The sequence below is a fragment of the Parabacteroides sp. AF17-3 genome (assembly GCF_003635445.1).
Taxonomy (GTDB): domain Bacteria; phylum Bacteroidota; class Bacteroidia; order Bacteroidales; family Tannerellaceae; genus Parabacteroides; species Parabacteroides goldsteinii.
Window position 1 is genome coordinate 56,455 of sequence record NZ_QTMM01000007.1, and the last position, 26,319, is coordinate 82,773.

Below are 26,319 nucleotides of genomic sequence, written 5' to 3' on the forward strand. Positions count from 1 at the left end.
GGATGCAGCTTTTTATAAATAAAGAGAACGGTGTCAGTAAATTACATAAATTACTGACACCGTTCTCCTTATGATTGTCTTTTTATATAATGAATTTATCTCTGACCTTCACCAATCATTTCTTCAGCCAGATATTTATCTGCATCTTTTTGGATATTGGGTAATTCCAAACCGTAACCTTTTATACGGTCTTCTCTTTTCAGGAGATATGAAATGAGAAGTGCAAGTATACCAAAACAGGTAAAGATAATCATTGGAATGGTATAATCGTAAGTCGGTTTTTCATTGACATAGCCGGTTATGCAGTATTTATCGAGTACTTTACCTATGAGGTAAGGCACACCCATTAATCCCCAGTTTTGTACCCAAAAAATAAGGGCATATGCTGTTCCTAACTTATTTTCCGGAATAATTTTCGGAACAGAAGGCCACATGGCTGAAGGTACAAGCGAGAAAGCAATTCCTAACAGGATAACCAATGCAAGCGCTACCAACCAATTATCCAGGAATGGTAAAGAGAATGTGAAATGAATGCATACAAGCATGATTGCACCGATCATCATGATGGTGGCACCTTTTCCTTTCCGGTCGTACAGGTTGCCGAAGAATGGAGTCAGCAGGATAGTACCAAACGGCAGGATCGAGGGGATGATTCCGGAAAGAGTAGGTTCAATACCGAATTTATTAATCATCAGGCTGGGGGCGTATTTCAGAAACGGGAATACGGCGGAATAGAACAACACGCATAAAAGGGCGACATACCAAAAGCCTTTAAGGGTAATAATATCCAGGATATCTTTGGCACGGAAAGGAGCTTCTTCCTCTTCTTCACCTTCGTCGAGAATTTCCTGATCCCGTTTTTTATCCATTACAACGAATACGATGAATGACAGGAATCCGATGCATAATAAGATTAGTCCGATAAAAATAGGTATACTGATAGAATTATTGAAAGCTCGGCTCAGAATAGGCGTTATACCGATTGCCAAACCTGTTCCGATACGGGCACACGCCATTTCAAGTCCCATTGCTAATGCCATTTCCTTACCTTTAAACCATTTGACAATGATTTTCGATACGGTTATACCGGCAATCTCGATGCCTACGCCAAAGAGTGCATAACCTAAAGAGGCTATGAGTAGAGGATATCCCCATTCGGTTCCGAAGATTGAAACTGTTTCACCACCGAAATCATGAGAGATACCGAACCATTTAATGAAAACACCGACCAGCATGATACCAGTGGCCATTAAACCGGTGAAACGTACTCCCATCTTATCAAGGATCATACCACCGAAAATAAGCATTAACAGGAATACATTGAACCAGCCGTATGCACTTGTAAATTTACCGTAGTCATCGCCACTCCATCCAAGGCCGCCGCTCATAACGGGGGTTTGTAATAAATCCTGAAGCGGAGCCATCATATCCGTGATGAAGTAACCGCAAAGCATTGTAAATGCAACGAGTGCCAAAACCGACCATCGTGCCGTTTTGGATTCGCTTAATTTCATTTGAATTTGTTTTACCATGATATTTGTTTTTATTAAGTTGTATTATTTGTCTTCTTTCATGAAAAGGGGGAGGGCATCGGCTACGATGAATGTGCTTCCTCCGATAAAGATCGTATCTTCTTCGCCGGCTCTGGCTAACGCCCGTTCAACAGCAATGGCGACGGAGTCGCATGTGACGCCGCTAAGGCCGTGCATCATACCCATGGCGGCAATTTCGGCTGCCGGCATTGCCCGTGGAACGGATGCCTGTGTAAAAAAGTAGAAAGCATCCTGGGGCATCAGGTCCAGCACACCGTTAATATCTTTGTCGTTTACCATGCCGATGATCATATAAGTATGGCGGGAACGCTTCATTACTTCTTTCAGCTGCATGTTCAGATATTGCCATCCGCCGGTGTTGTGGCCTGTATCGCATATCACTTTCGGTTTTTCCTGCAAAACCTGCCAGCGTCCCATTAGTCCGGTGAATTCAACGACATGCTCGAATCCTTCGCGTACAGCTTCCTGAGGTATATCGATACCCTGAGTGTAAAGCAGATTGAGGGCAGCCAGTACGGTTTTGGCATTTCTTACTTGTGCCACTCCGCCCAATTCACCGAATAGTTGTCCGTACTCGACGGAATCGAAATACCATTCGCCGGTATCCATCAGATATGATTCGTTTAGCAGGTCTGCCTGTGAAGCAAAATAAACCAGTGTCTCATTCCTGTGAGCTGCATCGGCAAATACCTGTGCAACGCTTTGGGTATATATTTCACCTACCAGTGCCGGAACTTTGGGTTTGATGATCCCCGCTTTTTCAAAGGCGATCTTTTCTACCGTATCGCCCAGGAACTGGGTATGGTCGAGACTGATATTCGTGATAATACTTAGGATAGGAGTGATAATGTTGGTACTGTCCAACCGACCGCCCATGCCTACTTCAATAATGGCAAAATCAACTTCTTCAGCACGGAAATAATCGAAAGCCATGGTAGAAGTCAGTTCGAAGAAGGAAGGGTGAAGTGGTTCGAAAGTGGTGCGATGGCGCTCTACAAAATCTATTACATATTCTTTGGGTATCATTTTACCGTTGACACGGATGCGTTCACGGAAATCGATCAGGTGGGGAGATGTGAAAAGTCCGACTTTATATCCCGCCTGATGAAGGATCGCTGCCAGTAAATGACTGACGGAACCTTTTCCGTTTGTCCCTGCTACGTGGATTGTTTTATAGGCTTTATGGGGATTCTCCAGATAGTTGTCCAGTGCAATACTGGTGTCCAGTCCCGGCTTGTAAGCGGATGCTCCGCTGTGTTGAAATACCGGAATGCTTGTATATAGATAGTGAAGCGTTTCTTCGTAAGTCATGCTGTTAGTTTTTTATAATTGGCAAAAGTACTTAATTTTATTTATACCTTTGCACCCCGTGAATATAAAAGTACAAAGAGATGAGTAAACAACGTATAGCTTACACTCCTATAGGTGGGGTATGTTCTAAAATGATGATTGTTGAGGCTGAAGACAATATGATTACCGGAGTTCAGATCGTGGGCGGATGCCAAGGAAACACACAAGGTTTATCAAAATTACTGGTCGGTATGGAAGTACAGGACGCCATACAACGATTGGAGGGCATCGATTGCCGTGAACGGGGTACCTCTTGCCCGGACCAACTGGCACAGGCTCTAAAGAAATTGAGTTGAACCCTGCTGCCAGGTTTTATTTCCGACGGATTAAGGGATATCTTTCACGATCCTGAATCCGTTGTTGAAATGTTTACTTCCCGGGTAAATATAATAATGACAGGTAGGACGGCAGCTCGCCCGTTCGTTGAACCAGGTGCCTCCCCGTACGACAGCATATAGTTTGCCATCCTTTTCAAAACTGTCGGAACACCATTCCCATACATTTCCGCTCATATCATGGATGCCCAGTTCATTCGGTTTCTTCATGCCGACCGGATGCGGTTTGCCTTCCGAGTTTCCGGCATACCATCCCAGACTGTCGAGTTCCATTCCTCCGCTGTACAGATGATCGCGTTTACCGTATAATCCGCCGCGGGCAGCATATTCCCATTCTTCTTCTGTGGGCAGACGTCCGCCCGCCCATTGGCAATAAGCCTGTGCTCCGTACCAGGTAATATAAATGGCCGGGTGTGCTTCATAACCGTGGATCGGTATCCCTTGTCCGATGCCCCAGTTACATTCATAATATAAGGGTTGTCCTGCATTCGGCCCTTCTTTTACCACCTGACTTCCGTAGGCTTTCAAAAAAGCGGCAAACTGGAAATTGGTTATTTCGTATTTGCTGATGGAGAAGCTTTTAACCGTTACTTTATGGGGTGGATTATTGTCTTCTTTATAGGTCGATCCCATTATAAATGTACTGCCTTTCACTTCAATCATTTCCGGATTGATATTGGTCGACAGCCATTTGCGAAATTCTATATCTTTTATCCGTTTTCGGGCTTCTTCGCGATCTTCCTCCCTGACATCACTTTCGATGAATTTGTTGAGGTAGGAGATGGATATGTCGTATGCTTCATCCCCTTTTAGCGGGAGCAGGCGTTCGTACATCGTTGACAGGGCAATATATCCGTCGGTTCGTTCCGGGTCCAGGCGCACTCCCTGTTCATATAGTTTATATGCTTCTTCCGTATATTTATTGATTTGAATAGCACTGCCGCTTAATGATAGCAGGTTGTCTGCCTGCCGGATACAGTCATCTGCATAGGGATTGATCTGGTTACTGATGAGGCGGGCGAATTTCGTCTTTTTCATCTCTACCGGGATCAGGCGATAGAACTGACGTAATGAGTCCGGCGATAACTTTTTCATGATACGGGTAAGGAGGAATTGGCCGGCATATTTGTCCATATTGCTTTCAATAAAGTCAATGCGGATGGAATCGCGTTCCTGCTGGGCGGCATGTAATTCGATATCGACTTCCAGCTCCTGGCTTCCCCGTACCGGCCTGGGGCTTCCACCGCCGAAGGATAGCTTGAGTGTCTTTTTCTTTTTGTCATCATCCTTTTTCTTGCCGGTGGCACCCAAGTCGTGCAAAAACATGGAGACGGTGCTGAGACTGTCTATTTTTATATTCAGGTCGTGGGTGTTTTCCAGATAGACGGCATATCCCATGTGGGTGGCGGCTCCTTTGAAATGTAATCCGTTCGGGAAATCGGATAAGTCGCCTTTGATGAACAGGGTGTCCCGGTCGATAAGCAGGTCGCAATAATAGAATTCGTCGTCTATCGTAGTGCATAACCATAAATGTTGAGGAATATCGGGCAGGGTTCCTTTCATGGTGAATTCTCCTTTTTCGATCCGCATGGAGTTGATGATCCGCTGGTTATCGAATTGTTTCAGAAAGAAGACAGTACCGTCTTTTACGCCTGTTATATGCGCTTGTATTACGTACCGGTCGTTTGCTGTTAGCCATGAGGTACAGCAGAGAAGTAACAAGCTTATCAGTATTTTCATATTCATTAGTCAATGATAAGTTTGTAACCGATTCCCCGTACATTCAGTATCTTTATACTGGGATCGTCCGATAATTTATGACGCAGCTTTGTAATGAAAACATGAAGGCTGCGGGCATTAAAGAAAGAGTCGTCGCCCCAAAGGTCGAGCAGGACATCTTTCATCGGTAATACATGATCCTTGTTTTCGCAAAGACGTTTGAGTATTTCCGACTCGCGGTTGCTTAACAGTTGCTTTTCTCCACAATATTGCAGGGTTTGCGTGATGGAGTCGAATGTGTATTGTCCGAGGCTGAAGGTCGACTTTTCTTCTTTACGGACCGTGATCTTATTCAGCAGGGCTTTGATACGGATGATCAGCTCGGCCATGCCGAAGGGCTTTTTGAGATAATCGTTACCGCCCAGTTCGAAACCTTCGACCACATCATTCGCTGCTGAACGGGCCGAAAGGAAAAGGACTGGGATCTGGCTGTCGGTCTTGCGGATATGACGTATCAGGGTGAAACCGTCTATCTTCGGCATCATGATATCTGTTACAATGATATCCGGTTTTACTTCTTTGTAAAGAGCCAGGCCTTCTTCGCCGTCGGCAGCCAATACGATGTCGAACTCTTCACCATCCAATGTATCTTTGATGATCATTGCAAGGGTCGGTTCGTCTTCAACCAGTAATACTTTTATCTTTGCCATAGTCTTTCTTTTCTTTTTCAGTTTTTAAAATGGAGGGTAAATGTGGTTCCTTTGCCCGGTTGGCTTTTTACAGATACCGATCCTCCGTGTTTGCTCATCATGTCCTTTACGTAATAGAGTCCCAGACCGAATCCTTTTACATTATGCAGGTTACCGCTGGGTACCCGGTAGAACTTATCGAATATATGTGGCAGGCTGGCTTCACTGATACCGATTCCGTTGTCGGTAACGGAGATACGGATCCCGTTTGCCTGTGTCTCTGCCTGTATGGAGATATCACAAGGTTTGTCTCCCGAATATTTCACTGCATTATCGATCAGGTTTCCCAACATATTATAGAAATGCGTACGGTCTGCAAATACTGCAATGTTGTCCGGGATATTTACGGTGAAGTTGACAGGCTTACCGGCTTTCAACTTGTGTTGTTCAATGAGTGGGGGAATGATATCCGTGATAGGAATCGATTCCTGTTTCAGACGGAACGTATTACGATTCTCTACCGAAAGCGTAAGGATCTGTTCGACCAGGCCGCTTAACTGGGTCAATTGTTCGCGGACAATCCCCAGGTATTTCTTTTGTTTCTCGCTGACGTTGTTGTCGTAATTGAGTAATACGTCGTTGGCCGCGTAAGCAACGGAGATCGGTGTTTTCAGTTCGTGTGTCATATTGTTGGTGAAGTCCGTTTTCAATTCTTCTACGGTTTTTTGTCGGAGAATAGTATGGATCAGATAGATGAAAGCTATCAGGATCAGGATCACGAGCAGGAGGGAGGAGATGAGTATTCCGGATATCTGCTTGAATACCAACTGGGAAGGCGTCTTTAATGTTAACCGGTAATATTGCTCCGATTGTGTAGAGATCGGATAGTTGAATTGGGAGGCTTTATTCCAGTTCTCTGTCGCAATAACAGAGTCGGTGGACTGGATGCTCATTACTACCTCCGGCAAGCTGTCGACCAATTGTACGACTTCCAGCTTGTGAGGTACAAAAATATCATGCTGTTTGAGTTCTATGGAAAGGAGGCTGTCGTATTTATTATAGTTGACTGGCATGAGTGAATCTATTTTCATGTGGAGGGCTTGTTGTATTTGCCCTTCCAGGTCGGTAAGCAAACTAAGATATTCATTCAGCGATTTAGATATATCCTCATTTTTGAATGGATTCTTATCCGTATGGACGGCAAAAGTATCCATCATCCCTACTTTTTCAGTTTCTTCATCTTCTTCTTTTGAAAAGGTAAAACTTTGACTTATCTCTCCATGGGTTTCTCCTTGGGTCAATTCGTCGATGCGGATAAATATTTCCTTATAATCAGCCATACGCATAGCTTCCTCTATGTTACCATTGATTTGCATCCAGGTCGAGTCATACAATCCTTTCAGCCAATATCCCTGCGAGAACAATAGTGCCGCCAGTGATATACTGATCAATGCGGCTATAATCTTGAAGCTTAATTTTGTTTTCATGTCTAAAACCTCTTCTTTCAGACAAAAGTAATGGATAAGTTCGGGAGTTTCGGGGGTATGATAAGACTAAATAACACTTCCCGGATGAATAGAAAGCCAATTCATAATAAGCCCTATAATTATGGCAATGGTGAAACTGGCAAGTGTCCCGATCAGAACATACTCAGTCGTTTTGATTTCTTTACTTTTATTCAATTCTCCAAATCGGAAAATAGATTTGGCCGCTAAAAGAAATCCTATTGCTTCAATTTTTCCAATCAATATAAAAGTTATAATCAATATTCGTTCGAGATAACCAATCCATTGACCTGCATTTTGAAGACTTTCAGATACGTTACCTTTCTCTCTCCATCTTTTGGTGAACAGTCCGAGGAATATAGATGCAGGTTTTAGTATAAGCAGATAACCGATCAGATATATCCAACATTTGTCACATTTCATAATGCTTTGAAGTATATCTCCGACAGCTGCATATTGTTTGGTTATTACCATCCATAACGAACAAAGTACCAGGATGTGTAAGACCTGATCTATGATAAATGAATATAGTTTCTCTTTCTGAGTGATTTTCCATAAGTCAATGGCGAAATGTGTTATGAAAATAACAGGAATAATGAACCAACAATTCCATAGTCCTGCAACAATATAAGTAACTAAGGCTTGTGTCAGGCTGTGGATGATATGATATTGGTATTTACCTTCCCGTTTTTTTCTAACAATATTATTTGTTTGTAAAATGAAATCTACAATCAAATGAGAGAATAATAGTTTTAGTAAAAGATTCAGGTCTGTTAATTCCATAATTATTATTGTATTAAGGTTGTTGTCAATTGTTCATAGCGATTCAGGTAAAGTTCTATTAAGTTTACTTTTCCCCCTATTAATAGTTTGCTGATTGCTTGTGATGATTTTCGTAAATCATCGGCAATCTCTTTTTGCGTTTTGCCGGTTGATAGAAACAAAAATATTGCCTGAGCCTGTGTGATCGTCCAATTCGAAACAATATCGTCGACCAAAGCGGTACTGACTATAAATTCTTCATTGAAGTTTTCCCAGGGAGTTCTGATTGCCAGCTTTTTTGAACGGCCTAATTTATCAAATTCCCAACCTGAGTTACGGAAAGCTTCTCCATCGGATTCGATTACACTTTGTTCTTTTTCAAAGTCGATTGTTCCCAGACCTAATGCAACCCGCGCATCCCATCGGAAAGCGGTGGGTGACTTAGCCTGCAATCCGGCTCGTATCAACAGAGTAATCCTTAAAGCTTGTATGGGGTTGTCCACTAGTATTTGAAAGCTGTCGCCGCGATAGATATCCAGTCGGTTCTCTCCCCATTTTCGGGTGCATTGTACAATACCCTGAATAGTGTCCAGCAATAGATTTCTGTCTGCTGGATTTATGTGAGTAGACTGAATGATATCTCCTGTAATTACTCCTTTTATTTTCATATATTTATGGAAAGGTTTTATCTGGAAGCAAATATACTGATATTTATTAAAAGAACAACCTATTTGGGTTGATTTAATAAAAACAACCTGTTTGGGTTGATTTGGGAAAAACAACCGGAATAGGTTGATTCTTGTTGAAACGATCGATTATGGCAAGTTCCAGGCGGAAATGCTGTTTTCAATTACTTTCTAACTGATCCTTTGCGGATAGCTTCTTACAAAGCATCCAGTTGCCGGTAGGTAGTCGTGATAATGGATTCAGCCTGTTTGTAGGATGCTTTTATTTTTTCCGTATCCGGAAACTGTTTGTCGTTAGTAGAAGATATTGTTTCAAATAACCGGAAGATCTGAGTTTCCGCATCCTGCAATTGTTGGATATAGCCGGTGTTTTCATCATTCCATAGAAGTTGCCAATGGAGATATTTCTGTCCGTTACCGCGGTGTATGGAGTAAACCTTGTCTTTCAGGCGGGATGCATAATAGCAGAGCGGGGCAGTCTGTAAAGCGGTATCGTACTGTATGAAGGAAGGCTGGTCTTTCCCCGTTTTTACCCATAACGGCAAAGCGATAGAGGTCGGCGGATATCCTAGCATAGTCCACATAACCGTATGTTCCGGCGACATGCCTGGTTTTACTCCCTGTATTACGATAGAAGCCGTACTTTCTGAACGGGGAATGAAATCCTGTTCTACGAACCAACCGGAATGTTTGTTCGGGCTTTCATCCGGATTTTTCAGGTCTATATCCAGTAAACTATTATAGAATGAGCGTGAGGCTTCCTGAAAGATGCGTTCCGGTGTAAATCCTTTCTTTTCCATTTGTTTGAATATTTTCCGTGCACTATCGTAACGGATATACCCCAAACCTTCATCCGTACGGCCTTCGAAAGAAAAGTTCGTATAGACGAGGTAACCGTTTGGAGCTAAACCGGTATCGTTGACGTCTTTTTTATAGTAACGTTCATTGTTCGTTTCGTAATATGCCGCACCACCATACGCATCGATCACTCCGAAGTTGGCTTCCACCCGTAAAGGACGCTGTAAGGTATCGAGCAGATGTTCGAAGTCCTGTATAGTCTTACATGTTTTCAGTGCCTGCCGCATCAACAGTCCTTCGTGATCCATCTCTTTTACATCATCATCCTTTAGATTGAACGAAGCTGTATTCATAATGGAGAAGCCGGCTTCGTTGCTGCCTGTCCAGACGGCTCCGTTCGGATCGTCGCTGTTTACCAGTCCCAGGAAACGGTAACCACCTTCATCGATATAGGCGATATGGTTGTAAGGAGCTTCGGTGTCCCGGTGTTTCCACATCAAAGGGCGTCCGTCGGGTGTCGCTTTCCCTGAGATAATAACAGAGGTACAAGCTTGTTGCTGCTGGAGTGAAAAACAAAAACAGAAAATTACCGCTAAGATGAGCTTTTTCATGACGTATAAGTATTATGTATTTAGTGGCAAACATATGCACAATAATTCATATAGACAAACAGAATGCAGATAATTTGTTTCAGGAAGTCTTGCTATTCATAATTTATCCTGAATAGATATATTTTTAGGTGCAAGATATTTAAGAGTATCTTGCACTTACTTTGAGTTTATTCAATTTCATCTTTCTGTATATAAACCGTTTGGGTCGGGAAGGCAAATTCTAGGCCAGCTTTATTGAAGGAGGACAGTATTTCCATGTTCATATTGGAAGTTACACCTAATATGTCTCCCTGCTTTTCAATGAAATAAATATACATGATAACCAATGCCGAATCCGCATAATTTGTGAAAACAGCAGTTGTATCCGAAGGGTTGGAAGATACGTTTTCGACTCTTTCGGGAATGGCTTTCAATATATCCAATGCCTCTTTCATTTTTTCAGGTGTCGTGTCGTATGTCAGTCCGAGATTTAAAACTACGCGGCGCCTCGGTTCGGAAGATATATTGATGATGTTGGCATCAGTGATCTTATAATTCGGAAAAGTGATGATACGTTTGTCATAGTCCATAATCTTCGTACTTCGGGCACCCACATCGATCACAGTCCCTTCGAAACTGTCTACACGGATCGTATCACCGATATTGAACGGCTTGTCTGTAAAAATAGTGAAAGCGCCGAAAATATTTTTCACCGTATCCTGTGCTGCCAGGGCGAATGCAATACCACCGATACCCAGCGTACCTAACAGAGCACTGATATTCACCCCGATATTACTTAATGCCATCACAATACCAATGATCCAGACGAGAACAAGTGCTGTTCGTTTGATGATCGGCATCATTTTGTGGGTCTGTCCGGTCGATTCTTTTCTCAGGTAGATCTCAAGCAGGCCACCAATCAGGCGGGCAAAGACCCAGGTGATATCCAGAACGATCAGGATACGGTAAGCATTGTCGATCGTCTTCACGAAATTGTCCGGATATACCAGCCGGTGGATCGCGATCCAGATACCCAACAGCATAACGGCAAACTTTATGGGTGATTCGAGGGAATAATAAATAACATTATCCAGATGGTTTGGCGTACGGGTGATGAAAGGCTTAAGCACTTTCCTGCTGAACAACGAGATCAGCTTGACAACTACAACAGCTCCTACAATAATAAGGATGGAGATACCCCAGCTTTCCAGCGTATTCCCCCATAATTCATATTCTAACATATTCTTATACTATTTAAAAATGAAACATTTCTATTGATATCTATAATCTATTCTTTTTTAATTCACCTGCAGGTTCTCCTAAAGGTATCTCTATCGTTTTGGTCGCTACTGCATATTCATCAGGAAAAATTTTTCCACCCATTTCGTTGGCCCACGCTTTGGTGAACTCTGCGCCGGTATAGATAATGATGGCGGAATAATAAATCCAGGTGATGGTCACGGCCATGAATGCAGCCGCTCCGTAAACGGTTCCGACATTTGCAATTCCGATATAGAGCGATATTCCCCACTGTCCCGCCAACAGGAGCAAGGTCGTTACGAATGCGCCGATAAAGATATCCTTGCTTTTTATTTTTGCATCCGGCAACATCTTGAATATTAGTGTAAATATAGTAGTGGTCACACCTATATTCAATAAAACGCCTACTGTCTTGACCAGCGACTTCGCCACGTCCGGATAATTGCTGATGAAACGTGCGCTGAGTTCCGAAATAATATTGGAAATAGCGAACGTAACGAGTAGGATAAATGCAAAAATAAGAATGATCGAGAAGGAGAGTAGCCTGTTCTTCAGATACTTCAACCAGCTTTTCTTCGGAACAGCCTTGATCCCCCAGATCGTATTCAGCGAACTTTGTATTTCTGCAAAAATGGTAGTCGCACCGAAAATGGAAACTCCCAGGCTGACGATGCTGGCAAATGCGGATGAGTCGGTCCGGGCTGCATTCTCAATAATGCCACGAAGCGTCTCGACTACCTCTTTTCCCAGGATCGGCTCCAACTGCACATATAGTTGATGGGTTAAATCCATGTGGATAAACACTCCTATGGTAATTAAAAGAGAAAGAAAGGGAATGATAGAGAACAAAGTGGCATATGCCAACGAGGCACTTAACCGAAGTACGCTGTCATCCATAAATCCCCGAACCATATCCATGATGATTTTAACCAGTAAGGACAGGGTGAGTTTCTTTTTACTTTTCGATATGTTATCCATAATGCAGCAGGCTTATTTCTTGATCCAAACCGCCAGGTTCCGTCCTTGCACAGAAAACTCTCCGTTACCTTCTTTATCCAGCGTAACTTCTTCCGGGATGCTTCCGGTTATTTCATGCCATACTTCACCCTGATGTTCTTTCCCCAGGCTCATCGTTTTACTACCGGCTTCATCGTTCGACATTAGGAATACCAGACCGGAGCCGGGATGTTCTTCATCACCTGTGCGCACAAACCCAACGGTCGACGGATGGTCGAAATAGTCGATCTGGTCGCCGTAGGCGTATTTACGTCTTGCATCCAACAGGATATCGATGATTCGGGTATGAGGAGATTTCTCTCCTTTAATACCGTAGTAGTCACCATAGAACAGGCATGGATAGCCGTTTTCCATCAGGAAGATCAGTCCGTAAGCTAACGGTTTGAACCAATCCTCGATCTGTGATTCCAAAGAACTTCCGTGTTGCGAATCATGGTTATCTACGAAAGTGACGGCCAGTTCACAATGATGTTCGACCAAAGTATTTTTGAGAATATTCTGCAGGTCGTAATCTTTTCCTTCCTGTGATGCCTGAAACATATTATAATGTAGGGGCACATCGAACAAGTTGACTTTATGACCGACAGCTTCCACATAGTTGTCCAGCGTTTCCATATCCCCGTTCCAGTATTCGCCGACAGCGTAGAAGTCATCGCCTTTCTCGCTTCGTACGGCATCGAGGAACTGGGCGATAAATTGATCTTTCATATGTTTGATAGCGTCCAGGCGCATGCCATTGAGGTTCAGTTCGGTGGAGACCCATTTTCCCCATCGGTTCAATTCGGCGATCACTTCCGGATGGTCGAGGTCGAGGTCGTTGCACAGCAGGAAATCGTAATTACCATTCTCGCCGTCTACTCCGTCGCTCCATGCTTTCCCTTCACCCTGAATCTGGAAGATGCCGCTACGCTTCTGTGCATCGTCGAAGCCTGTACCGGAGAAATGATACCAATGCCATTTGAAATCGGAATATTTATCTTTACGACCATGAAAACTGTAACCGGTCCAGCCCTGTATCTCGAACGGTTCGCCCAATGCTTTGTTTCTTTGGTTTGGGTCGACTTCCACAACCATGAACTTTTCGGTGAAGTCGCCGCCTGCTTTATGGTTCAATACCACATCGAGGTAGACTGAAATATGATTTTTATGCAGTTCGTCGATCATTTCTTTCAGTTCGTCTTTCGTGCCGTATTTTGTTCGTACGGTCCCTTTCTGTTCAAATTCTCCCAGGTCATATAAGTCATAGGTAGCATAACCTTCATCCTGTTGTTCGTCTGCTTTGTATGCCGGTGGAATCCATACAGCCGTCACACCGATGTCATGCAAGTGCGCAGCCTCTTCCTTTAATTGCTTCCACAGTTTCCCGTCATTGGGGAGATTCCATTCAAAATACTGCATCATTACACCATTTTCCATAATCTTTCTTTTTTTATTTGTTTTGTATTTAAATTGATTTGATAAAATTCTATGAATCATTTATTGCCGATAGAGTATAAGAGCCGATGAAGCTGCAATCTTTACACTTCCTCCCGGTAAACGATCCTTGCCCTCCGGGTCGATCTGTCCGTTGCGGCAAACAACATTCCATTCGCCTTCGGGAATGCCGATCTCTACTTCATGGCGATTGCCATTGTAAGCGACAAGGATTTCTTTCCATTCATCGTTATTGGCATATTCTCCCAGCGTATAGGCTATTACTCCCGAATCACCGGTGTCCATAAAACGAAGCCATTGTTGCAGACCTTCGACTGTGGGAATGCGGAAAGCCGGGTGCGCCTTACGGAGTGCGATCAACCCTCTGATAAAGTCGAATACCTCCCGGTTTTTAGCTTTTAACGACCAGTCGATCCGGTTGATGGAATCGGGTGATTTGTAACTGTTCGGTTCCCCTTGTTTATCCTGCATGATCTCTTCACCGCTGCGGATGAAAGGGATTCCCTGTGCTGTCAGTAACACGGTATGTACTAGTTTGTCGATCGGGATGAGTTCATCCGCCGCATGGTCGCCTTGAACGGATAATTTCAGCTTGTCGACCAGCGTATAACCATCGTGGCAGGAGACGAAATTGATCATTTGCGAAGGAGCACCTGCATAAGGTGCATTGCAATAGAGCAATCCGCCATAGTCGACTTGCGGATGATCGGTTCCGCCGACGATACCATACTTGACCGGTTCGAAATGACCGTTAATATTTCCGGAAGCATAACCGGGCTCCTGTTCGTCGAAGGTACTGCCTTTCAACCCGTCACGAAATTCATCGTTGAATACGCCGATACCTTCCATCTGCTCGACATTTTCTTTTACTGCCCGTTGTTCGAAGGGGAGGGGCGAGTCGGCTGCTACCCAGCCTTCGCCGTATACGAAGATGGTCGGATCGATCTCCAGGAGTTCACTTCTCAAGCGGTTCATCGTCTCGATATCATGTATGCCCATCAGGTCGAAACGGAAGCCGTCGATATGATATTCCCTGGCCCAGAATTTGACCGATTCGATGATATAATGCCTCACCATTTCGCGTTCCGAGGCCGTCTCGTTTCCGCAACCGGAAGCGTTGGAATAAGAACCGTCGGCGTTTTGCCGATAAAAATATCCGGGGACAGTCAGGTCGAAATTCGAATGGTCGGTCGATGCCGTGTGGTTATAGACCACATCAAGTACAATGCGGAAACCGTTTTGATGCAGGCTTTTCACCATCTCTTTAAATTCGCGGATACGGACGACCGGATTAGCCGGATCTGTAGAATAACTTCCATCGGGAACATTGTAATTCTTAGGGTCATATCCCCAGTTGTAACGATTCTCGTCCAGTCTTGTTTCATCTACAGTGGCAAAATCGAACGAAGGCAGGATATGGATATGAGTTACACCGAGCTCTTTCAAATGATCCAAACCGGTAGCTTCTCCTTCGGGAGTCTTTGTCCCTGTCTCCGTCAGAGCCAGAAACTTCCCTTTATTCTCTATTCCTGAATCAGGCGCAATACTGAAATCCCGGTGATGCAACTCGTAAAGAATAATGTCGGAATACATTTTCAGTTCCGGCGACCGGTCCGATTCCCAACCTTCCGGATTCGTTTCATTCCAATCGATCACAGCGGCACGGTTCCCATTGATACCGACGGCTTTTGCCCAGATACCGGGTGTTTCGTTCAACCATTTTCCGTTTTTTTCTATCTGAAAGGTGTAGAAAGAACCTTTCAGGTCACGGTCGATATGGATTCGCCAGGTTCCATAGCCGGCTTTTTCCATTTCTACATGTTCTTCCGGGTCGCCTCCCTCACCGGACGCATACAGGTTCAGCCGGACACGGTCTGCAGACGGTGCCCATAAAGTGAAAACAGATTGTTCGGGTGTATAAACCAGTTCCAGGTCACTCCCATAATAAGACGGATACTTGTCATACGAATCCAATCGTTCCGTAGACGGATGATCTGTTAAAGTCTCCATATATATAAATTTAATATTAATACTGCCTAAACTATACTGTTTTAGCTGAATAGAATCTACTTATTCCCTCGACTTTTTAAAAACAATTGAAAGATTAAAATGTCCGGTTCGAAAAGGAGTATTTATGAAAATAAAAAGATTTATTAAGGTAATTTTAGTTGGGCTTAGTCCCGAATTATACCTTACAGTCTGCTTTTTACTAGTACTATATTATGTTCAGTCAAATAACGATAATCTTGAAGCATCTGATTATCGGGTTTGTTGCAGATGTATTGACAGCTATATACAATTTTAGACTAATAAAGGTATATATGTTTCTACTTTCGAAAAAGTCGTTAATTAACATAGCTCTTTCCGAACCATATTTTTACAGATCCTGTTTTTTCTCGTGTATGGTGATAAGTAGAGTTTTTGTCAGGCCTGACGCTTCTACTCGGTGATTTATTTAATTATTTTATTTACATCCTAAATTTTTTATTATGAATTTTATTTGGTATATTATTATTGGGATCGTTTCCGGATTTCTTGCCGGAAAGATCATGAATGGTGGAGGTTTCGGGCTCCTCATTAATTTGTTGGTGGGAATCATCGGTGGCGTATTAGGAGGTTGGGTATTCGGCCTGTTAGGTATTGCAACTGCCGGTATCCTGGGCAGTCTTATTACTTCTGTTATAGGGGCTGTCTTACTGCTGTGGATCGTTTCTTTCTTCAGGAAACCTCACAAAGCAGATATTTAATTTATCGTTCTAGTATTAATCGTTTTAAACTTATCAGATTTATGGAAACTAATCATTCAAAATTTTGGATGGGCCTGGGTTTGGGCTCGATTATCGGTGCAGTTGTCTATCATTTCTCTTGCTCTTCAAGAGGCAAACAACTGAAAGAAAAAGTACGTCATGCCTTTCATAAGGCCGGTGATAACGCCGAAGAATTAGTGGATGAAGCAAAAGACAAAGCATTGCAAACCGGAACAAAAGTAGCGGATAAGGTAGCCGACGGTACTTTTAATCTTGCGGAAAAAGCCGATGAGGTGAAGAATAAAGTACATGCTTTTGCAGATAATGCGAAGAAATGATAATGTGTAATTTAAAATATTGAGTTATGTTTTATCATGTAAAAGATTTGCAATATAACGCCAGAGTATCTGCCCCCGATCCACGTTTTGCACGTTTGTTATTAGAGCAGTTCGGCGGGTCGAATGGTGAGTTGAAAGCCGCTATGCAGTATTTTGTACAGGCATTCAGTTGCCGTAATCCTTTCCCGGAAAAGTACGATATGCTGATGGATATCGCGACTGAAGAGTTGGGCCATTTGGAGATTGTAGGTGCAACCATCCAGATGTTGCTGGGACCGGTCAACGGTGAGATGAAAGATGTGGTTGAGAATATGGAAATTAATAAGATGATGAATGGTAGAGCAACGAAAGAAGATTTTATCCACCAGGCTTATACAAATCCTCATTTCCTGGTTTTGGCCCCCGGTAGCCCGGCGCTGACCGACAGTAACGGGAATCCCTGGAGTGCCACTTACGTCACAGCCAATGCCGAACCGACGGTCGATTTACGGTCGAATCTGGCAGCTGAGTCTCGTGCAAAGATCATGTATGAATATCTTATTCCGTTTACGGATGATCCGTATGTGAAGGAAACTCTCGATTTCCTGATGACCCGTGAAGTTGCTCATTATCAGCAATTCGAAGCTGCTTTGGATTCTATTAAACCCAATTTCCCGCCGGGTATTTTCCAGACTAATCCGAAATATAGCAATCTGTATTTTGATATGTCGAAGGAGGAAGAAACACGCGGACCGTGGAATGAAGGAAGTAGTACCCAGTTGAAAGAGGAGTGGCAATATATCGATAAACCCCAGGAATATGTTACTTCCACCGACGGGTTGACCAACGTAACTCCTAAAGGAACCGACCGGACTGAAGAGATGGTAAAAGAAAAGGATGAGAAACTTGCCAAGGAACGGAAGAAAATGATTCTTTCCAAAACTCCGGCAAAGGATATGCAGTGGAGCCATTATCAGCCTGACGGAAACATGAAGAAGAATTCTAAAACGAATAAACATTCCAACTAGGAAGTCTGAACATGTTTAAAATCCGATTACCCTGGATTTCATCTATCGGTTGTCATAAGGAAGCTGGCGGTATGTACCAGGGTGATCTTTTATAGGAATAAGTTTTTTAATTAAATTGAATGATCATGAAAAAGTTTATAGGTTTAGTTGTCTTATTGACAATCTCATTAAGTTCATTTGCGCAAAAGGGAGATTTCTCATTATTGGGAAATTTCGGTTATCAAACCGATTTCAAACGTGTTATGATCGGTGCCCAGGGGCGTTATAACCTGACGAACCATGTACGTCTGGCTCCCGATTTGATGTTTTTCTTTCCGAAGAATAAGGTGACAGGGTTCGATATCGATGTGAACGCTCATTATGTCTTCAACTTGCATGAAGATAACTTGTCGCTCTATCCGTTAGCCGGTTTTAATCTACAGAATAATTTCCAGGGCAAACAAACCATCAAGGGGGATGATGGTAAAGAAACTACGCTCGATTCACATAGTTCTACCAATTTCGGGTTTAACCTGGGTGCCGGCCTTACCTATAATTTAGATAAACGCAACTTCCTGAATGTCGAGTATAAATATGTATTCGGCAAAGATAACAACTCCGTTATCGCATTTGGTTGGGGATACCGTTTCTAGTAAAAAGACAACTATCGTTTTAAACAAATAGAAAAAGTTATGAATAAAATAATTATATCTATGGCGCTTTTAGGCGTCATGCAGATTTCTTATGCCCAGGAAAAAGAGGGCTACAGTACGGAACCGGCACATAGTGCCACCTTCCTTAAGAACGGGTTTTGGGATAATTGGTTTATCGGAGCCGGTGCCGGTGCGAATATCTATTTCGGCGACAATAATAAGGATGCCGACTTTTTCAACCGTTTTACGGTAACGCCCGAATTCCAGGTCGGCAAATGGATCAGCCCTTATCTGGGTACCCGTATCAAGGCTGCCGGACTGACCAATCTGCATACTTTCAATGATAACGCAAGTATCATGTCACGTAACCGGTATGCCAGTTTTCAGGCGAACCTGATGTGGAGCATTACGGACTATTTCATGAAATACAGTTCCGACCGTGTTTATCGCCTGATCCCTTATGTCGGATTCGGCTGGGCTTTCGGTTGGGATTATGCGAACCAGCCCGAATATGCGATGGGACATACCCGCGATAACAGTATGACACTGAATGCCGGTATTATCAATAATTTCAAATTGTCCAATCGGGTTACCTTGTCTATCGAATTTGCCGCGACAGCTTTGAAAAGTGGATTCAACCAGGTAAAAACCAGCGGTAATTACGATATATTGGGTACGGCTTCCGCTGGTCTGATATTTAACCTGGGAAAGACTGCTACATTCTCGGAAGCGGAACTGAGAAACCCGCTTGAGATCGAAGCGTTAAATAATACGATCAATGAGTTGCATCAGCAGAACCAGTTACTGGCGCAGCGTCCGGTAAGTTGTCCGGAATGTCCGCCGTCGAAGATTATTACTGAAAAGATTGTGGAAACCAATCCTTTGATAAACAATGTTGTCCTGTTTAAGATCAACCAGACGAAAGTCGATCCGTACCAGGGAGTGAACATTTATAATATAGCTCAATATCTGAAAGATAACCCTCAGTTGAAGGTGAAAGTCGTTGGTTATACGGATAAGAAGACCGGCACTGCCACAATCAACGAAAAGTTGTCTGCCGAACGTGCTCAGAACGTGGCCAGAATATTGATCGATGAATATAACATCAGCCGCGATCGAGTGATAGTGGAATGGGTAGGGGACCGTGAACCTCCTTTCGATAAGCCTGAATGGAACCGTGCGGTCATATTGTATGTTGAATAATCGTATATCTCTAAACCGTAACCTTTTCTGAAAAAAGGAGTACCTCGATTAATCAGAGACCTCTTGCAAATTAAGCACTTTTTTAGGGGTACTCACTTGAATTTGATCTGTTATGGGGATCACACAAAAAGGGAGAAGAAATTAAGTTTTCTTCCCCCTTTTACTTTGGTAATCCGGCGAGATCAGTCGAGTTTTTCTTTTATATCCTTTTTGGTTTTGTCGTAACCCTCCTTGATATTCTTTTTCGCCTCTTGTGCATTTTCTTTGACATCTTCTTTGGTGTCGTTCCAGGCATCTTTCACTTTGTCAGCCCCTTTGTCGATCTTGTCCGCAGCTTTGTCCATCGCATGGTCGACAGATTCTTTGGCATTTTCTACTTTGTGATTTACTTTATCCTGGGTTGTCTTGTTACCGCAGGATGCTAATAGCAGGACGACTGTGCCTGCTATTGCTGCTAAAACTAACTTTCTCATTTGTTTAATTGGTATTTAATTAATACTAGTTTTTATAAAACAGAACTGATAAGTGGAAAGTTCTGTTTAAGGTCTGAATATTAACTGTTATAAATGTTTTTCGTTCAACAATTCCTCTCTTTTTTCTGCATTGGCTCTGATCATCTTCTTTATAAACCCGGTTAGTTTCATAGCACTGACTTCATAAAAGCCTATGCGTATAAATATAGCTTTGATTCCGTTTTTCTCATACAGTTTGTCAAAGCGCCAAAACCACGTGGGACGGACGGTGGCCGGTTTATAATCCCTGTCTATCAGAAGACGTATAAAATATTGTCCCCTGTAATAGAATTCATCTGCTCTGAGGATTGCGTCCCATTCGATTTCTTCACGTATATCGGACATTTCCGTGATACCGTTTTCTGTCAGAATAATGTAAGGTTTTCTGTCGAAGTAAGTGCCGATACCGAAAATCAGACATAGAACGGACAAGATAATAAAACTCCAGCCCACCACATAATAATCGGGATGGTGAAGGAAAAGTTTACCGGCAATTGCCAGTAGCAAACTAACTAAAATAAATAGAATGGCCTTACTTCTGGATTTATATATAACTACCTTGTTATCTATACAGGTTTCTGAATCCAATAGTTTCACGGACGACTGTTTTGTGAATGTTTCCATACATATATACATTTAATATTAATACAGGTTGAATAAAAAAAATATCAATTGCCAAATAGAATTGACTGGGTGTATAATTTAAACATTACTAATTCTTTATAGGTTCGGATTTTATTCGGATTGCTAGCAATAATTAACGAAATGACGATAATTTTTTAGAGAGTTTCGATTATCGTTATTCGCAAAATAGAAAATTGTCATTTTGATAATTATCCCTTACATTCCCGGCTCTATTTGGAAACAGGAATGTAGGGGATATTTTTTTGTGTTTCTGCAAGAGTTAAGGTTTGACGTAGAGATATTTGTAGAAGATAAAATGTACATTTAAGTAGGTAATAATAAAATCATCGTAATGATTTTAGAGCTAGTGGCAGAAATAAGACAAAACCAGTTACAATCTGTCACCTGAAAACGGCCTGTCCGGAAAGAGCTTCCAGCTTTCTGAAAGGTGTATTACCCCCGTTTTATGAGATAATCACGAAGTAAATTTCCTGATATTCTGTAATGTTAAAAAAATCATTGCAATGACCAGTCCGGTTCATTGTGATAAGTACCTGGAGTCATTGTGATGACTTCCACAAGGTATTGTGATGATTGGGAAGAATCATTGTGATGAATTTGTGTAAAGGTGGAAATGAAGGTCGTAAATGATGGTGAAAGATGTGATTTTCTTTCTAAAACATGCTTTTTTAGAGATGCTGCCGTTAGTGAAAACCGTGAAAACCGAACAATCTGCAAGCCGGGAATGTTTATCTTTATCTTTTTGATTAATAACGATAAAGAAGGAATAAGTTATGAGAAATAAAGATTTTTGCATACTGATGCTCGAGCAGGAAAACCAGAAGCGCAGTAACGGGGATGAAAGTACGGCCGACCTGTACCGTGCCAGCCGTAATCATTTTGCCGCATTCGTTCGTGAGAGAGGTAAGAGCGGATTGTTGGGAGATGTGACACAGGATGTGGTGCAGGAGTTTATTCGGTATCTGAAAGGAAAGAAACTACGTGTGAATTCGGTGAATAGTTATATCAGCAATTTGCGTGCGATGTACAACCGTGCCTGTCGGGGGTGGAAAGGGCGGCCTGAGGAACGGCCGTTCGAGGGGATGCTGTTACAACGGGAGGAGACTGTTAAGCGGGCGGTTCCGGTGGAAGTGATTAAGCAGATGGCTGCGCTCGATCTGGAAGAGGAACCGGAGAAAAAGCTGGCGGTGGATATGGCCCTGTTTTCTTTTTTTGCCTGCGGCATGCCCTTTACGGATATCGTTCGTCTGAGCGGGGAGAACCTGGTTGAAGAAGGAAAAGTGTTGTCGTATCGCCGGCAAAAAACAGGTGCACTGATCGAAATGGAAGTATCGGAGTCAATGCAGCTGCTGATCGATCGTTACAGGCGGGAAGATTCCAAATATCTTTTCCCTGTGCTGGAGGAGAGAGCCACGCATGAACAGTATAAACATTGCCTGGCACAGGAAAATCAGTATCTGGCAGAGGTACAGGTTTTATTGGGTTTATCTGCCAGGTTAACGACTTATGTCTTCCGGCATAGCTGGGCCTCTGCGGCTTATCACCTGGGTATACCGATTGCTGTCATCAGCCAGGCATTGGGACATTCTTCAGAAAAAATGACACGTATCTATTTATCTGCTTTTGATGCCGGTAAGGTAGGGGAAGCTAATAAAAAGGTTTCTGAAGGTATAAAGGAACTGATGGCTGCTTAATCTACCTTATTTATATAATAAGGTCATATCCTTCTTTTTTCACTCATATCCAATCCTTTACGACTAATGGATTTTGCAAAAGAATTTGAATACTCTGCAAACATAGGAAGAATCTTATGGAAAAACAAAGCTTTTGGACAAAATCCTAAAAAAAATATATGAAATTCATATTAATTAATATAAGATTCCTGCTTGTGACCTTAAAATCATAAATTTCAAAGAATAAGACATGAGGCGGGTGGAGACTACTGTCTTATAAATATCCGTTTGAAAAAAACTGTTATCATTTTTACAAGTTTTTACTCTACGAAATACCTAAATAAGACATCAATCCCAAATTATCCGGGGAGAAAATCCCTGAAATTCCCCTTGTTCTTGAAGTATCGTTTGCCTTTTCTCCTTATTATATAAATAAGGTGTTTTTTATAGGTTGATCTGATAATCAAAAGCTAGTATTAATATAATAATGTATAGGATAAAAATACCATATTGTCATTTCCCGTTGAAAGGAATCTTTCTGTTATTGGTTTTCAGTTTGCTGAAAACGGGTGTAACTGCGCAGACAACGACCTATCATAAGGCGGAATCTTTTTTATTCTCTTTCAAAGAGAACAGCGACCTGTTCCTGGCTGATTACGGCGATAACGCTTACCAATTAGAGCGTATGGGGCAACTTCTGGACGCCTCCCGCAACCGTCTGCTGAAAGGAGACAACCACCTCTTGATCGTTTCACATGTGGATGCTTATGGCTATGAAGAGGATGCGGTGGTGAACGAAGCCTCGCTGCGTGCCAGTCGTATTCGTGCCTATCTGAAAACCCGTTTCGATATCCCTCATGACTGTGTCGCTTTTTACATCGACCGTAGCGGCAGCTATCGCGACCAGATACATATATATAATGTATACCGTCCGCTTCCGTGGTTTGCCAACATCTCGATCCATTACAGTGAGAGCCGTTATCCGATAGCCGTAAAGGCAGCTATCGGTGAGTATGGCGCAATCCCTTATGTTGATTTGTACCGTCGTGGAGAAGCTGGTGGTTACGACCGCGAAGTCTATCGTATCGACGATCCTCTTTTCGACCGTACGGAACTGGAAGATTACCGGCTGGCATCGGTGACGGATACGATTCGTCGTAACGAGAGAGTAGAGCTCCCGGCTGTCAATCTGGCAACGACCGTTACAACAAAGGAAGTGGTACGGGTGGTCACAAAGCATAAAGAGAGAACGGATGAAACTGCAACCCCTGAGGGGATAACTCCTGTTGCTCCCGCTGTCAAAAAGAATGCAACACCGATCGAACACAATCCTGTATATCTGGCCGTAAAAACAAACCTTCTTCCCTGGTTTGGCGTAGTTCCTTCAATCCGTTTGGGAACAGGTGAGACGAAAATAGAAACAGGCGCCTTTATGCCTAATCTGGAAGTGGAATGCAGCTTTGCCGGTCGTTGGTCGCTGGCGCTGTCGGGCATGTATTCCGACTTTGCCTATAAAGACAAGACACGCGATAGCTGGTCTGTCTCTGAAATATCCCTCGAACCAGGAATCTGGCTATCCCCTTCGGGAAGGTTTACCGGCCTGCATACCGGGGTGTTTGCCGAGTACGGTGACTTCGATGTACGTGGCGGTGCGATCGATAAGTCTGAGGATATACTTTACGGCCGGACGGGCTGTTTCTGGTCGGCAGGCTTGTCGGCGGGTTACCGGTTCTCTTTGGTCGGTGGTTTGGGGATGGGGTTGAGTGTACGTGCCGGTTACCGTTCGGTCTTCGACGGGAAGAAATACCGTTATGATGCGCCGGATGACCGAAATTATTTGGAAACCCGTTTTGCCTCGACGGGATTTATGTTGGGGCTTCGGATCAGTTTGTCGTACCGTTTTCAAATTAGATAGGAAGATGGAAAGGAATAAAAGAAATAAGAAATATCGTATAATACAACTGATGGGTTGGATGATATATGCCGTATGGACCGTGGCGGTCTTGTCTTGCGCATACCGTATGACGGACGAGGATTGGGAGAAGAACGGAAAAGTACGTTTACTGCTTCGCCGCCCTGACAGTGATTGCCCGGAGAATATGACATGGTATTTCTATGCAGAAGGTTCTGACATCCCCATTATCCGTACGGGAGACATGAAGGGGTATGAGGGTACGCTGCCTTCGGGCTGCTACCGAGTGGCTGTCTGCAACAGGGGCTGTACGGGTGTTACGCTTGAAATGGAGAAGGGTTATGAGGAGGCTTGCGGAAGGGCGCAGCGGCTTTCTTCTCTGAAATCTTCATCGGTGCAGATAGCCTGTCCGGGTAACCTGTACGGGGCGGGTTTAGACCTGATCGAGGTGGGCGGCAGAGAAGTCGTGGCAAAGGAATTGTCAGCGGTGAACCTTGTCTGTACATTGGAAATGAATATAAAAGTCATAGGAGGGGATAAGGGTGATGTCGCTGCGGCGGTCTTGTCGGGAAGGTTGACTGGTGTTTCGTCACGGGTTCATATACCTTCCGGCAAGCCGCTGTTCGATACGCGGGCCTTTATGACGTTCGAGCCGGAAGAGACCGGACCTGGCATTTATACATCTACCTTGAACCTGTTTGGATTGTCTTCGGGTGAGGAAAGTGGTGAAATGGTCGACCTGATCCTAACGATGACACTGGCAGACGGAAAGGAAATCACTTCATCTACGGATATAACGAATGAGGTGAAAGAGGCATTCACCGTCGGAGTTACGACACATGTGATACTGGACCTGGTTGTCCGTTATGATGAAATGTCCGGTTTGACGATCACACTGAAGGAATGGAAACCGGGTAGCGGCGGTTCGGGTGTGGTTACTCCCTGAACCGAAATGAAAACGATAGTAATAGCAATAATAACGATAAAACACTGGTATAATATGGAAAGAGGAAAATTATTGATCATGAGTCTGTTGGCGACAGCTTTCTTCGGCAGTTGCACCAACACGGAAGAGCCGGTGACGGATGGAACGGCTGAAGCAATAGAGGTGAATGCCGGAATAGCGGAGGCTACCCGTGCGGTGATCGGCGGCGGCTATACGAATGACCTGGAAGTATCGTTTGTCCGTTTGGATAATCCCGGTACAGCTGGCGCTGCGTGGACCTCTATCGACGCAGTCCGTACAGGTGGTGCGGGTAATACGGCGCTGACTTTTGAGCCGGAACAAACCTATTTGGCAGAAGAGGGAGAGTCTGTCCTGATTGGTTATTATCCCCGCAAGGAACCGAGTGGAACCACCAACCCCGCCAGTGTCATTTACACTATAACGGGTGACGAGGACATCATGGCGACAGGTGTGCAGACCGGTTCGCTGGTCGATAAGTTCGAGACTTTTACTTTCAGCCACCTGCTAACCCAGTTGCAGTTCAAGTGCGTGGGTTCAGCCGGTGCGATCAGCAAATGGACGGCGGTCGCTTCCATTAAAGTAAAAAATGTAGCCACGGGATTGAAGCTATCGCTGGATAAAACAAGCGGAGCTAAACTAACGGCCACGGGTACAACAGACCAGACACTGACAGTTAAGAACTGTCCTTCTACGATCTCTGCTTTAGATGCCGAAACTCCGCCAACCTGTTATCTGCTGCTTTACCCGACGGCCAATATGGGAACGGAGAGTCTGCCTGTCTCTCTGGAAGTAAAAGGAACATATGACGGGAGTGCGAAAACCCTGAACGTCACAGTCTCGAATATTGGTGAAGGAGTGAAAGCTGGCTATTCGCATCTGATCACGCTCACCTTTACGGAGGACGGTAAAATAGCGGTAGAATCCGGCATTGCTGAGTGGCAGCCGGGTAATAATGGCAGTACAATAGTAACCCCCGGAGAATAAT

The 26,319-nt window shown here is 43.6% G+C and carries 24 protein-coding genes; 10 read left to right on the forward strand and 14 right to left on the reverse strand.

From position 1 onward, the window contains the following. Nucleotides 1-95: 95 nt before the first annotated feature. Entirely contained in the window at nucleotides 96-1,532 is a 1,437-nt protein-coding gene (locus DWW91_RS10675) for an MFS transporter (RefSeq protein ID WP_122327667.1), read from the reverse strand. Between the two features lie 24 nt (nucleotides 1,533-1,556). Then, a complete protein-coding gene (locus DWW91_RS10680) occupies nucleotides 1,557-2,864 on the reverse strand; it encodes a folylpolyglutamate synthase/dihydrofolate synthase family protein (RefSeq protein WP_122327668.1) in 1,308 nt (435 codons plus the stop codon). Nucleotides 2,865-2,944: 80 nt separating this feature from the next. Between DWW91_RS10680 and DWW91_RS10685 the strand changes: the two genes are divergently transcribed. Beyond that, on the forward strand, nucleotides 2,945-3,199 hold the full coding sequence (locus tag DWW91_RS10685; protein ID WP_007656258.1) for a TIGR03905 family TSCPD domain-containing protein: 255 nt from the start codon (nucleotides 2,945-2,947) through the stop codon (nucleotides 3,197-3,199). A 30-nt stretch (nucleotides 3,200-3,229) separates the two neighbouring features. On the opposite strand, the gene DWW91_RS10690 is transcribed toward DWW91_RS10685, so the two are convergent. From DWW91_RS10690 to pulA, 10 genes are all read right to left on the reverse strand, one after another. Continuing rightward, nucleotides 3,230-4,978: an SUMF1/EgtB/PvdO family nonheme iron enzyme gene (locus DWW91_RS10690; protein ID WP_122327861.1), complete on the reverse strand. Its 1,749-nt coding sequence runs from the start codon at nucleotides 4,976-4,978 to the stop codon at nucleotides 3,230-3,232. A 5-nt stretch (nucleotides 4,979-4,983) separates the two neighbouring features. Next, nucleotides 4,984-5,667 carry a response regulator transcription factor gene (locus tag DWW91_RS10695; RefSeq protein WP_010803262.1) on the reverse strand — a complete coding sequence of 228 codons (684 nt, stop codon included), beginning with the start codon at nucleotides 5,665-5,667 and terminating at the stop codon, nucleotides 4,984-4,986. A 17-nt stretch (nucleotides 5,668-5,684) separates the two neighbouring features. After that, nucleotides 5,685-7,133 (reverse strand): sensor histidine kinase KdpD, encoded by a 1,449-nt coding sequence (locus tag DWW91_RS10700; protein ID WP_122327669.1) that lies wholly within the window; start codon nucleotides 7,131-7,133, stop codon nucleotides 5,685-5,687. 66 nt (nucleotides 7,134-7,199) lie between these two features. Continuing rightward, nucleotides 7,200-7,934 (reverse strand): DUF3307 domain-containing protein, encoded by a 735-nt coding sequence (locus DWW91_RS10705; protein WP_122327670.1) that lies wholly within the window; start codon nucleotides 7,932-7,934, stop codon nucleotides 7,200-7,202. Between the two features lie 5 nt (nucleotides 7,935-7,939). After that, complete coding sequence (locus tag DWW91_RS10710) at nucleotides 7,940-8,581, reverse strand: hypothetical protein (RefSeq protein ID WP_122327862.1); 642 nt, start codon at nucleotides 8,579-8,581, stop codon at nucleotides 7,940-7,942. A gap of 215 nt (nucleotides 8,582-8,796) precedes the next feature. Further along, nucleotides 8,797-10,008, reverse strand: coding sequence for a hypothetical protein (locus DWW91_RS10715; RefSeq protein WP_122327671.1), 1,212 nt, complete (start codon nucleotides 10,006-10,008; stop codon nucleotides 8,797-8,799). A 167-nt stretch (nucleotides 10,009-10,175) separates the two neighbouring features. Further along, nucleotides 10,176-11,228: a mechanosensitive ion channel family protein gene (locus DWW91_RS10720; protein WP_122327672.1), complete on the reverse strand. Its 1,053-nt coding sequence runs from the start codon at nucleotides 11,226-11,228 to the stop codon at nucleotides 10,176-10,178. A gap of 40 nt (nucleotides 11,229-11,268) precedes the next feature. Next, nucleotides 11,269-12,225, reverse strand: a complete 957-nt coding sequence (locus DWW91_RS10725) for a YihY/virulence factor BrkB family protein (protein ID WP_007656264.1) — start codon at nucleotides 12,223-12,225, stop codon at nucleotides 11,269-11,271. Between the two features lie 12 nt (nucleotides 12,226-12,237). Further along, the gene (locus DWW91_RS10730) at nucleotides 12,238-13,680 is read right to left on the reverse strand and encodes an alpha-amylase (RefSeq protein WP_122327673.1); all 1,443 of its coding nucleotides are present in this window, start codon (nucleotides 13,678-13,680) and stop codon (nucleotides 12,238-12,240) included. A gap of 60 nt (nucleotides 13,681-13,740) precedes the next feature. Further along, nucleotides 13,741-15,708 (reverse strand): type I pullulanase, encoded by a 1,968-nt coding sequence (pulA, locus tag DWW91_RS10735; RefSeq protein WP_122327674.1) that lies wholly within the window; start codon nucleotides 15,706-15,708, stop codon nucleotides 13,741-13,743. A 479-nt stretch (nucleotides 15,709-16,187) separates the two neighbouring features. On the opposite strand from pulA, the gene DWW91_RS10740 reads away from it, so the two are divergent. The 5 genes from DWW91_RS10740 (at nucleotide 16,188) to DWW91_RS10760 (ending at nucleotide 19,625) form a co-directional block, all read left to right on the forward strand. Then, a complete protein-coding gene (locus DWW91_RS10740; protein WP_007656269.1) occupies nucleotides 16,188-16,445 on the forward strand; it encodes a GlsB/YeaQ/YmgE family stress response membrane protein in 258 nt (85 codons plus the stop codon). Nucleotides 16,446-16,486: 41 nt separating this feature from the next. Then, complete coding sequence (locus tag DWW91_RS10745) at nucleotides 16,487-16,783, forward strand: YtxH domain-containing protein (RefSeq protein WP_007656271.1); 297 nt, start codon at nucleotides 16,487-16,489, stop codon at nucleotides 16,781-16,783. 26 nt (nucleotides 16,784-16,809) lie between these two features. Beyond that, nucleotides 16,810-17,790 carry a manganese catalase family protein gene (locus DWW91_RS10750; RefSeq protein ID WP_122327675.1) on the forward strand — a complete coding sequence of 327 codons (981 nt, stop codon included), beginning with the start codon at nucleotides 16,810-16,812 and terminating at the stop codon, nucleotides 17,788-17,790. 125 nt (nucleotides 17,791-17,915) lie between these two features. After that, nucleotides 17,916-18,422, forward strand: coding sequence for an outer membrane protein (locus DWW91_RS10755; RefSeq protein ID WP_010803256.1), 507 nt, complete (start codon nucleotides 17,916-17,918; stop codon nucleotides 18,420-18,422). A gap of 39 nt (nucleotides 18,423-18,461) precedes the next feature. Beyond that, nucleotides 18,462-19,625, forward strand: coding sequence for an OmpA family protein (locus DWW91_RS10760; RefSeq protein WP_233584459.1), 1,164 nt, complete (start codon nucleotides 18,462-18,464; stop codon nucleotides 19,623-19,625). 182 nt (nucleotides 19,626-19,807) lie between these two features. Here DWW91_RS10760 and DWW91_RS10765 read toward each other — a convergent pair whose 3' ends face one another. Both DWW91_RS10765 and DWW91_RS10770 read right to left on the reverse strand, forming a co-directional pair. Continuing rightward, the gene (locus tag DWW91_RS10765; protein WP_007656279.1) at nucleotides 19,808-20,098 is read right to left on the reverse strand and encodes a YtxH domain-containing protein; all 291 of its coding nucleotides are present in this window, start codon (nucleotides 20,096-20,098) and stop codon (nucleotides 19,808-19,810) included. Between the two features lie 87 nt (nucleotides 20,099-20,185). Next, nucleotides 20,186-20,761, reverse strand: coding sequence for an STM3941 family protein (locus DWW91_RS10770; RefSeq protein WP_010803255.1), 576 nt, complete (start codon nucleotides 20,759-20,761; stop codon nucleotides 20,186-20,188). A gap of 794 nt (nucleotides 20,762-21,555) precedes the next feature. On the opposite strand from DWW91_RS10770, the gene DWW91_RS10775 reads away from it, so the two are divergent. From DWW91_RS10775 to DWW91_RS10790, 4 genes are all read left to right on the forward strand, one after another. Next, nucleotides 21,556-22,476 carry a site-specific integrase gene (locus DWW91_RS10775; RefSeq protein ID WP_122327677.1) on the forward strand — a complete coding sequence of 307 codons (921 nt, stop codon included), beginning with the start codon at nucleotides 21,556-21,558 and terminating at the stop codon, nucleotides 22,474-22,476. Nucleotides 22,477-22,942: 466 nt separating this feature from the next. After that, on the forward strand, nucleotides 22,943-24,370 hold the full coding sequence (locus DWW91_RS10780) for a DUF3575 domain-containing protein (RefSeq protein WP_122327678.1): 1,428 nt from the start codon (nucleotides 22,943-22,945) through the stop codon (nucleotides 24,368-24,370). A 4-nt stretch (nucleotides 24,371-24,374) separates the two neighbouring features. Next, a complete protein-coding gene (locus DWW91_RS10785) occupies nucleotides 24,375-25,313 on the forward strand; it encodes a DUF5119 domain-containing protein (RefSeq protein WP_233584460.1) in 939 nt (312 codons plus the stop codon). A gap of 54 nt (nucleotides 25,314-25,367) precedes the next feature. After that, entirely contained in the window at nucleotides 25,368-26,318 is a 951-nt protein-coding gene (locus DWW91_RS10790) for a fimbrillin family protein (RefSeq protein WP_122327680.1), read from the forward strand. The last annotated feature ends 1 nt before the right edge of the window (nucleotide 26,319 follow it).

Bases quoted from the DNA above. Each gene is read 5' to 3' on its own strand.
- DWW91_RS10675 (WP_122327667.1), bottom strand. From the start codon at position 1,532: ATGGTAAAACAAATTCAAATGAAATTAAGCGAATCCAAAACGGCACGA.
- DWW91_RS10680 (WP_122327668.1), bottom strand. From the start codon at position 2,864: ATGACTTACGAAGAAACGCTTCACTATCTATATACAAGCATTCCGGTA.
- DWW91_RS10685 (WP_007656258.1), top strand. From the start codon at position 2,945: ATGAGTAAACAACGTATAGCTTACACTCCTATAGGTGGGGTATGTTCT.
- DWW91_RS10690 (WP_122327861.1), bottom strand. From the start codon at position 4,978: ATGAAAATACTGATAAGCTTGTTACTTCTCTGCTGTACCTCATGGCTA.
- DWW91_RS10695 (WP_010803262.1), bottom strand. From the start codon at position 5,667: ATGGCAAAGATAAAAGTATTACTGGTTGAAGACGAACCGACCCTTGCA.
- DWW91_RS10700 (WP_122327669.1), bottom strand. From the start codon at position 7,133: ATGAAAACAAAATTAAGCTTCAAGATTATAGCCGCATTGATCAGTATA.
- DWW91_RS10705 (WP_122327670.1), bottom strand. From the start codon at position 7,934: ATGGAATTAACAGACCTGAATCTTTTACTAAAACTATTATTCTCTCAT.
- DWW91_RS10710 (WP_122327862.1), bottom strand. From the start codon at position 8,581: ATGAAAATAAAAGGAGTAATTACAGGAGATATCATTCAGTCTACTCAC.
- DWW91_RS10715 (WP_122327671.1), bottom strand. From the start codon at position 10,008: ATGAAAAAGCTCATCTTAGCGGTAATTTTCTGTTTTTGTTTTTCACTC.
- DWW91_RS10720 (WP_122327672.1), bottom strand. From the start codon at position 11,228: ATGTTAGAATATGAATTATGGGGGAATACGCTGGAAAGCTGGGGTATC.
- DWW91_RS10725 (WP_007656264.1), bottom strand. From the start codon at position 12,225: ATGGATAACATATCGAAAAGTAAAAAGAAACTCACCCTGTCCTTACTG.
- DWW91_RS10730 (WP_122327673.1), bottom strand. From the start codon at position 13,680: ATGGAAAATGGTGTAATGATGCAGTATTTTGAATGGAATCTCCCCAAT.
- pulA (WP_122327674.1), bottom strand. From the start codon at position 15,708: ATGGAGACTTTAACAGATCATCCGTCTACGGAACGATTGGATTCGTAT.
- DWW91_RS10740 (WP_007656269.1), top strand. From the start codon at position 16,188: ATGAATTTTATTTGGTATATTATTATTGGGATCGTTTCCGGATTTCTT.
- DWW91_RS10745 (WP_007656271.1), top strand. From the start codon at position 16,487: ATGGAAACTAATCATTCAAAATTTTGGATGGGCCTGGGTTTGGGCTCG.
- DWW91_RS10750 (WP_122327675.1), top strand. From the start codon at position 16,810: ATGTTTTATCATGTAAAAGATTTGCAATATAACGCCAGAGTATCTGCC.
- DWW91_RS10755 (WP_010803256.1), top strand. From the start codon at position 17,916: ATGAAAAAGTTTATAGGTTTAGTTGTCTTATTGACAATCTCATTAAGT.
- DWW91_RS10760 (WP_233584459.1), top strand. From the start codon at position 18,462: ATGAATAAAATAATTATATCTATGGCGCTTTTAGGCGTCATGCAGATT.
- DWW91_RS10765 (WP_007656279.1), bottom strand. From the start codon at position 20,098: ATGAGAAAGTTAGTTTTAGCAGCAATAGCAGGCACAGTCGTCCTGCTA.
- DWW91_RS10770 (WP_010803255.1), bottom strand. From the start codon at position 20,761: ATGGAAACATTCACAAAACAGTCGTCCGTGAAACTATTGGATTCAGAA.
- DWW91_RS10775 (WP_122327677.1), top strand. From the start codon at position 21,556: ATGAGAAATAAAGATTTTTGCATACTGATGCTCGAGCAGGAAAACCAG.
- DWW91_RS10780 (WP_122327678.1), top strand. From the start codon at position 22,943: ATGTATAGGATAAAAATACCATATTGTCATTTCCCGTTGAAAGGAATC.
- DWW91_RS10785 (WP_233584460.1), top strand. From the start codon at position 24,375: ATGGAAAGGAATAAAAGAAATAAGAAATATCGTATAATACAACTGATG.
- DWW91_RS10790 (WP_122327680.1), top strand. From the start codon at position 25,368: ATGGAAAGAGGAAAATTATTGATCATGAGTCTGTTGGCGACAGCTTTC.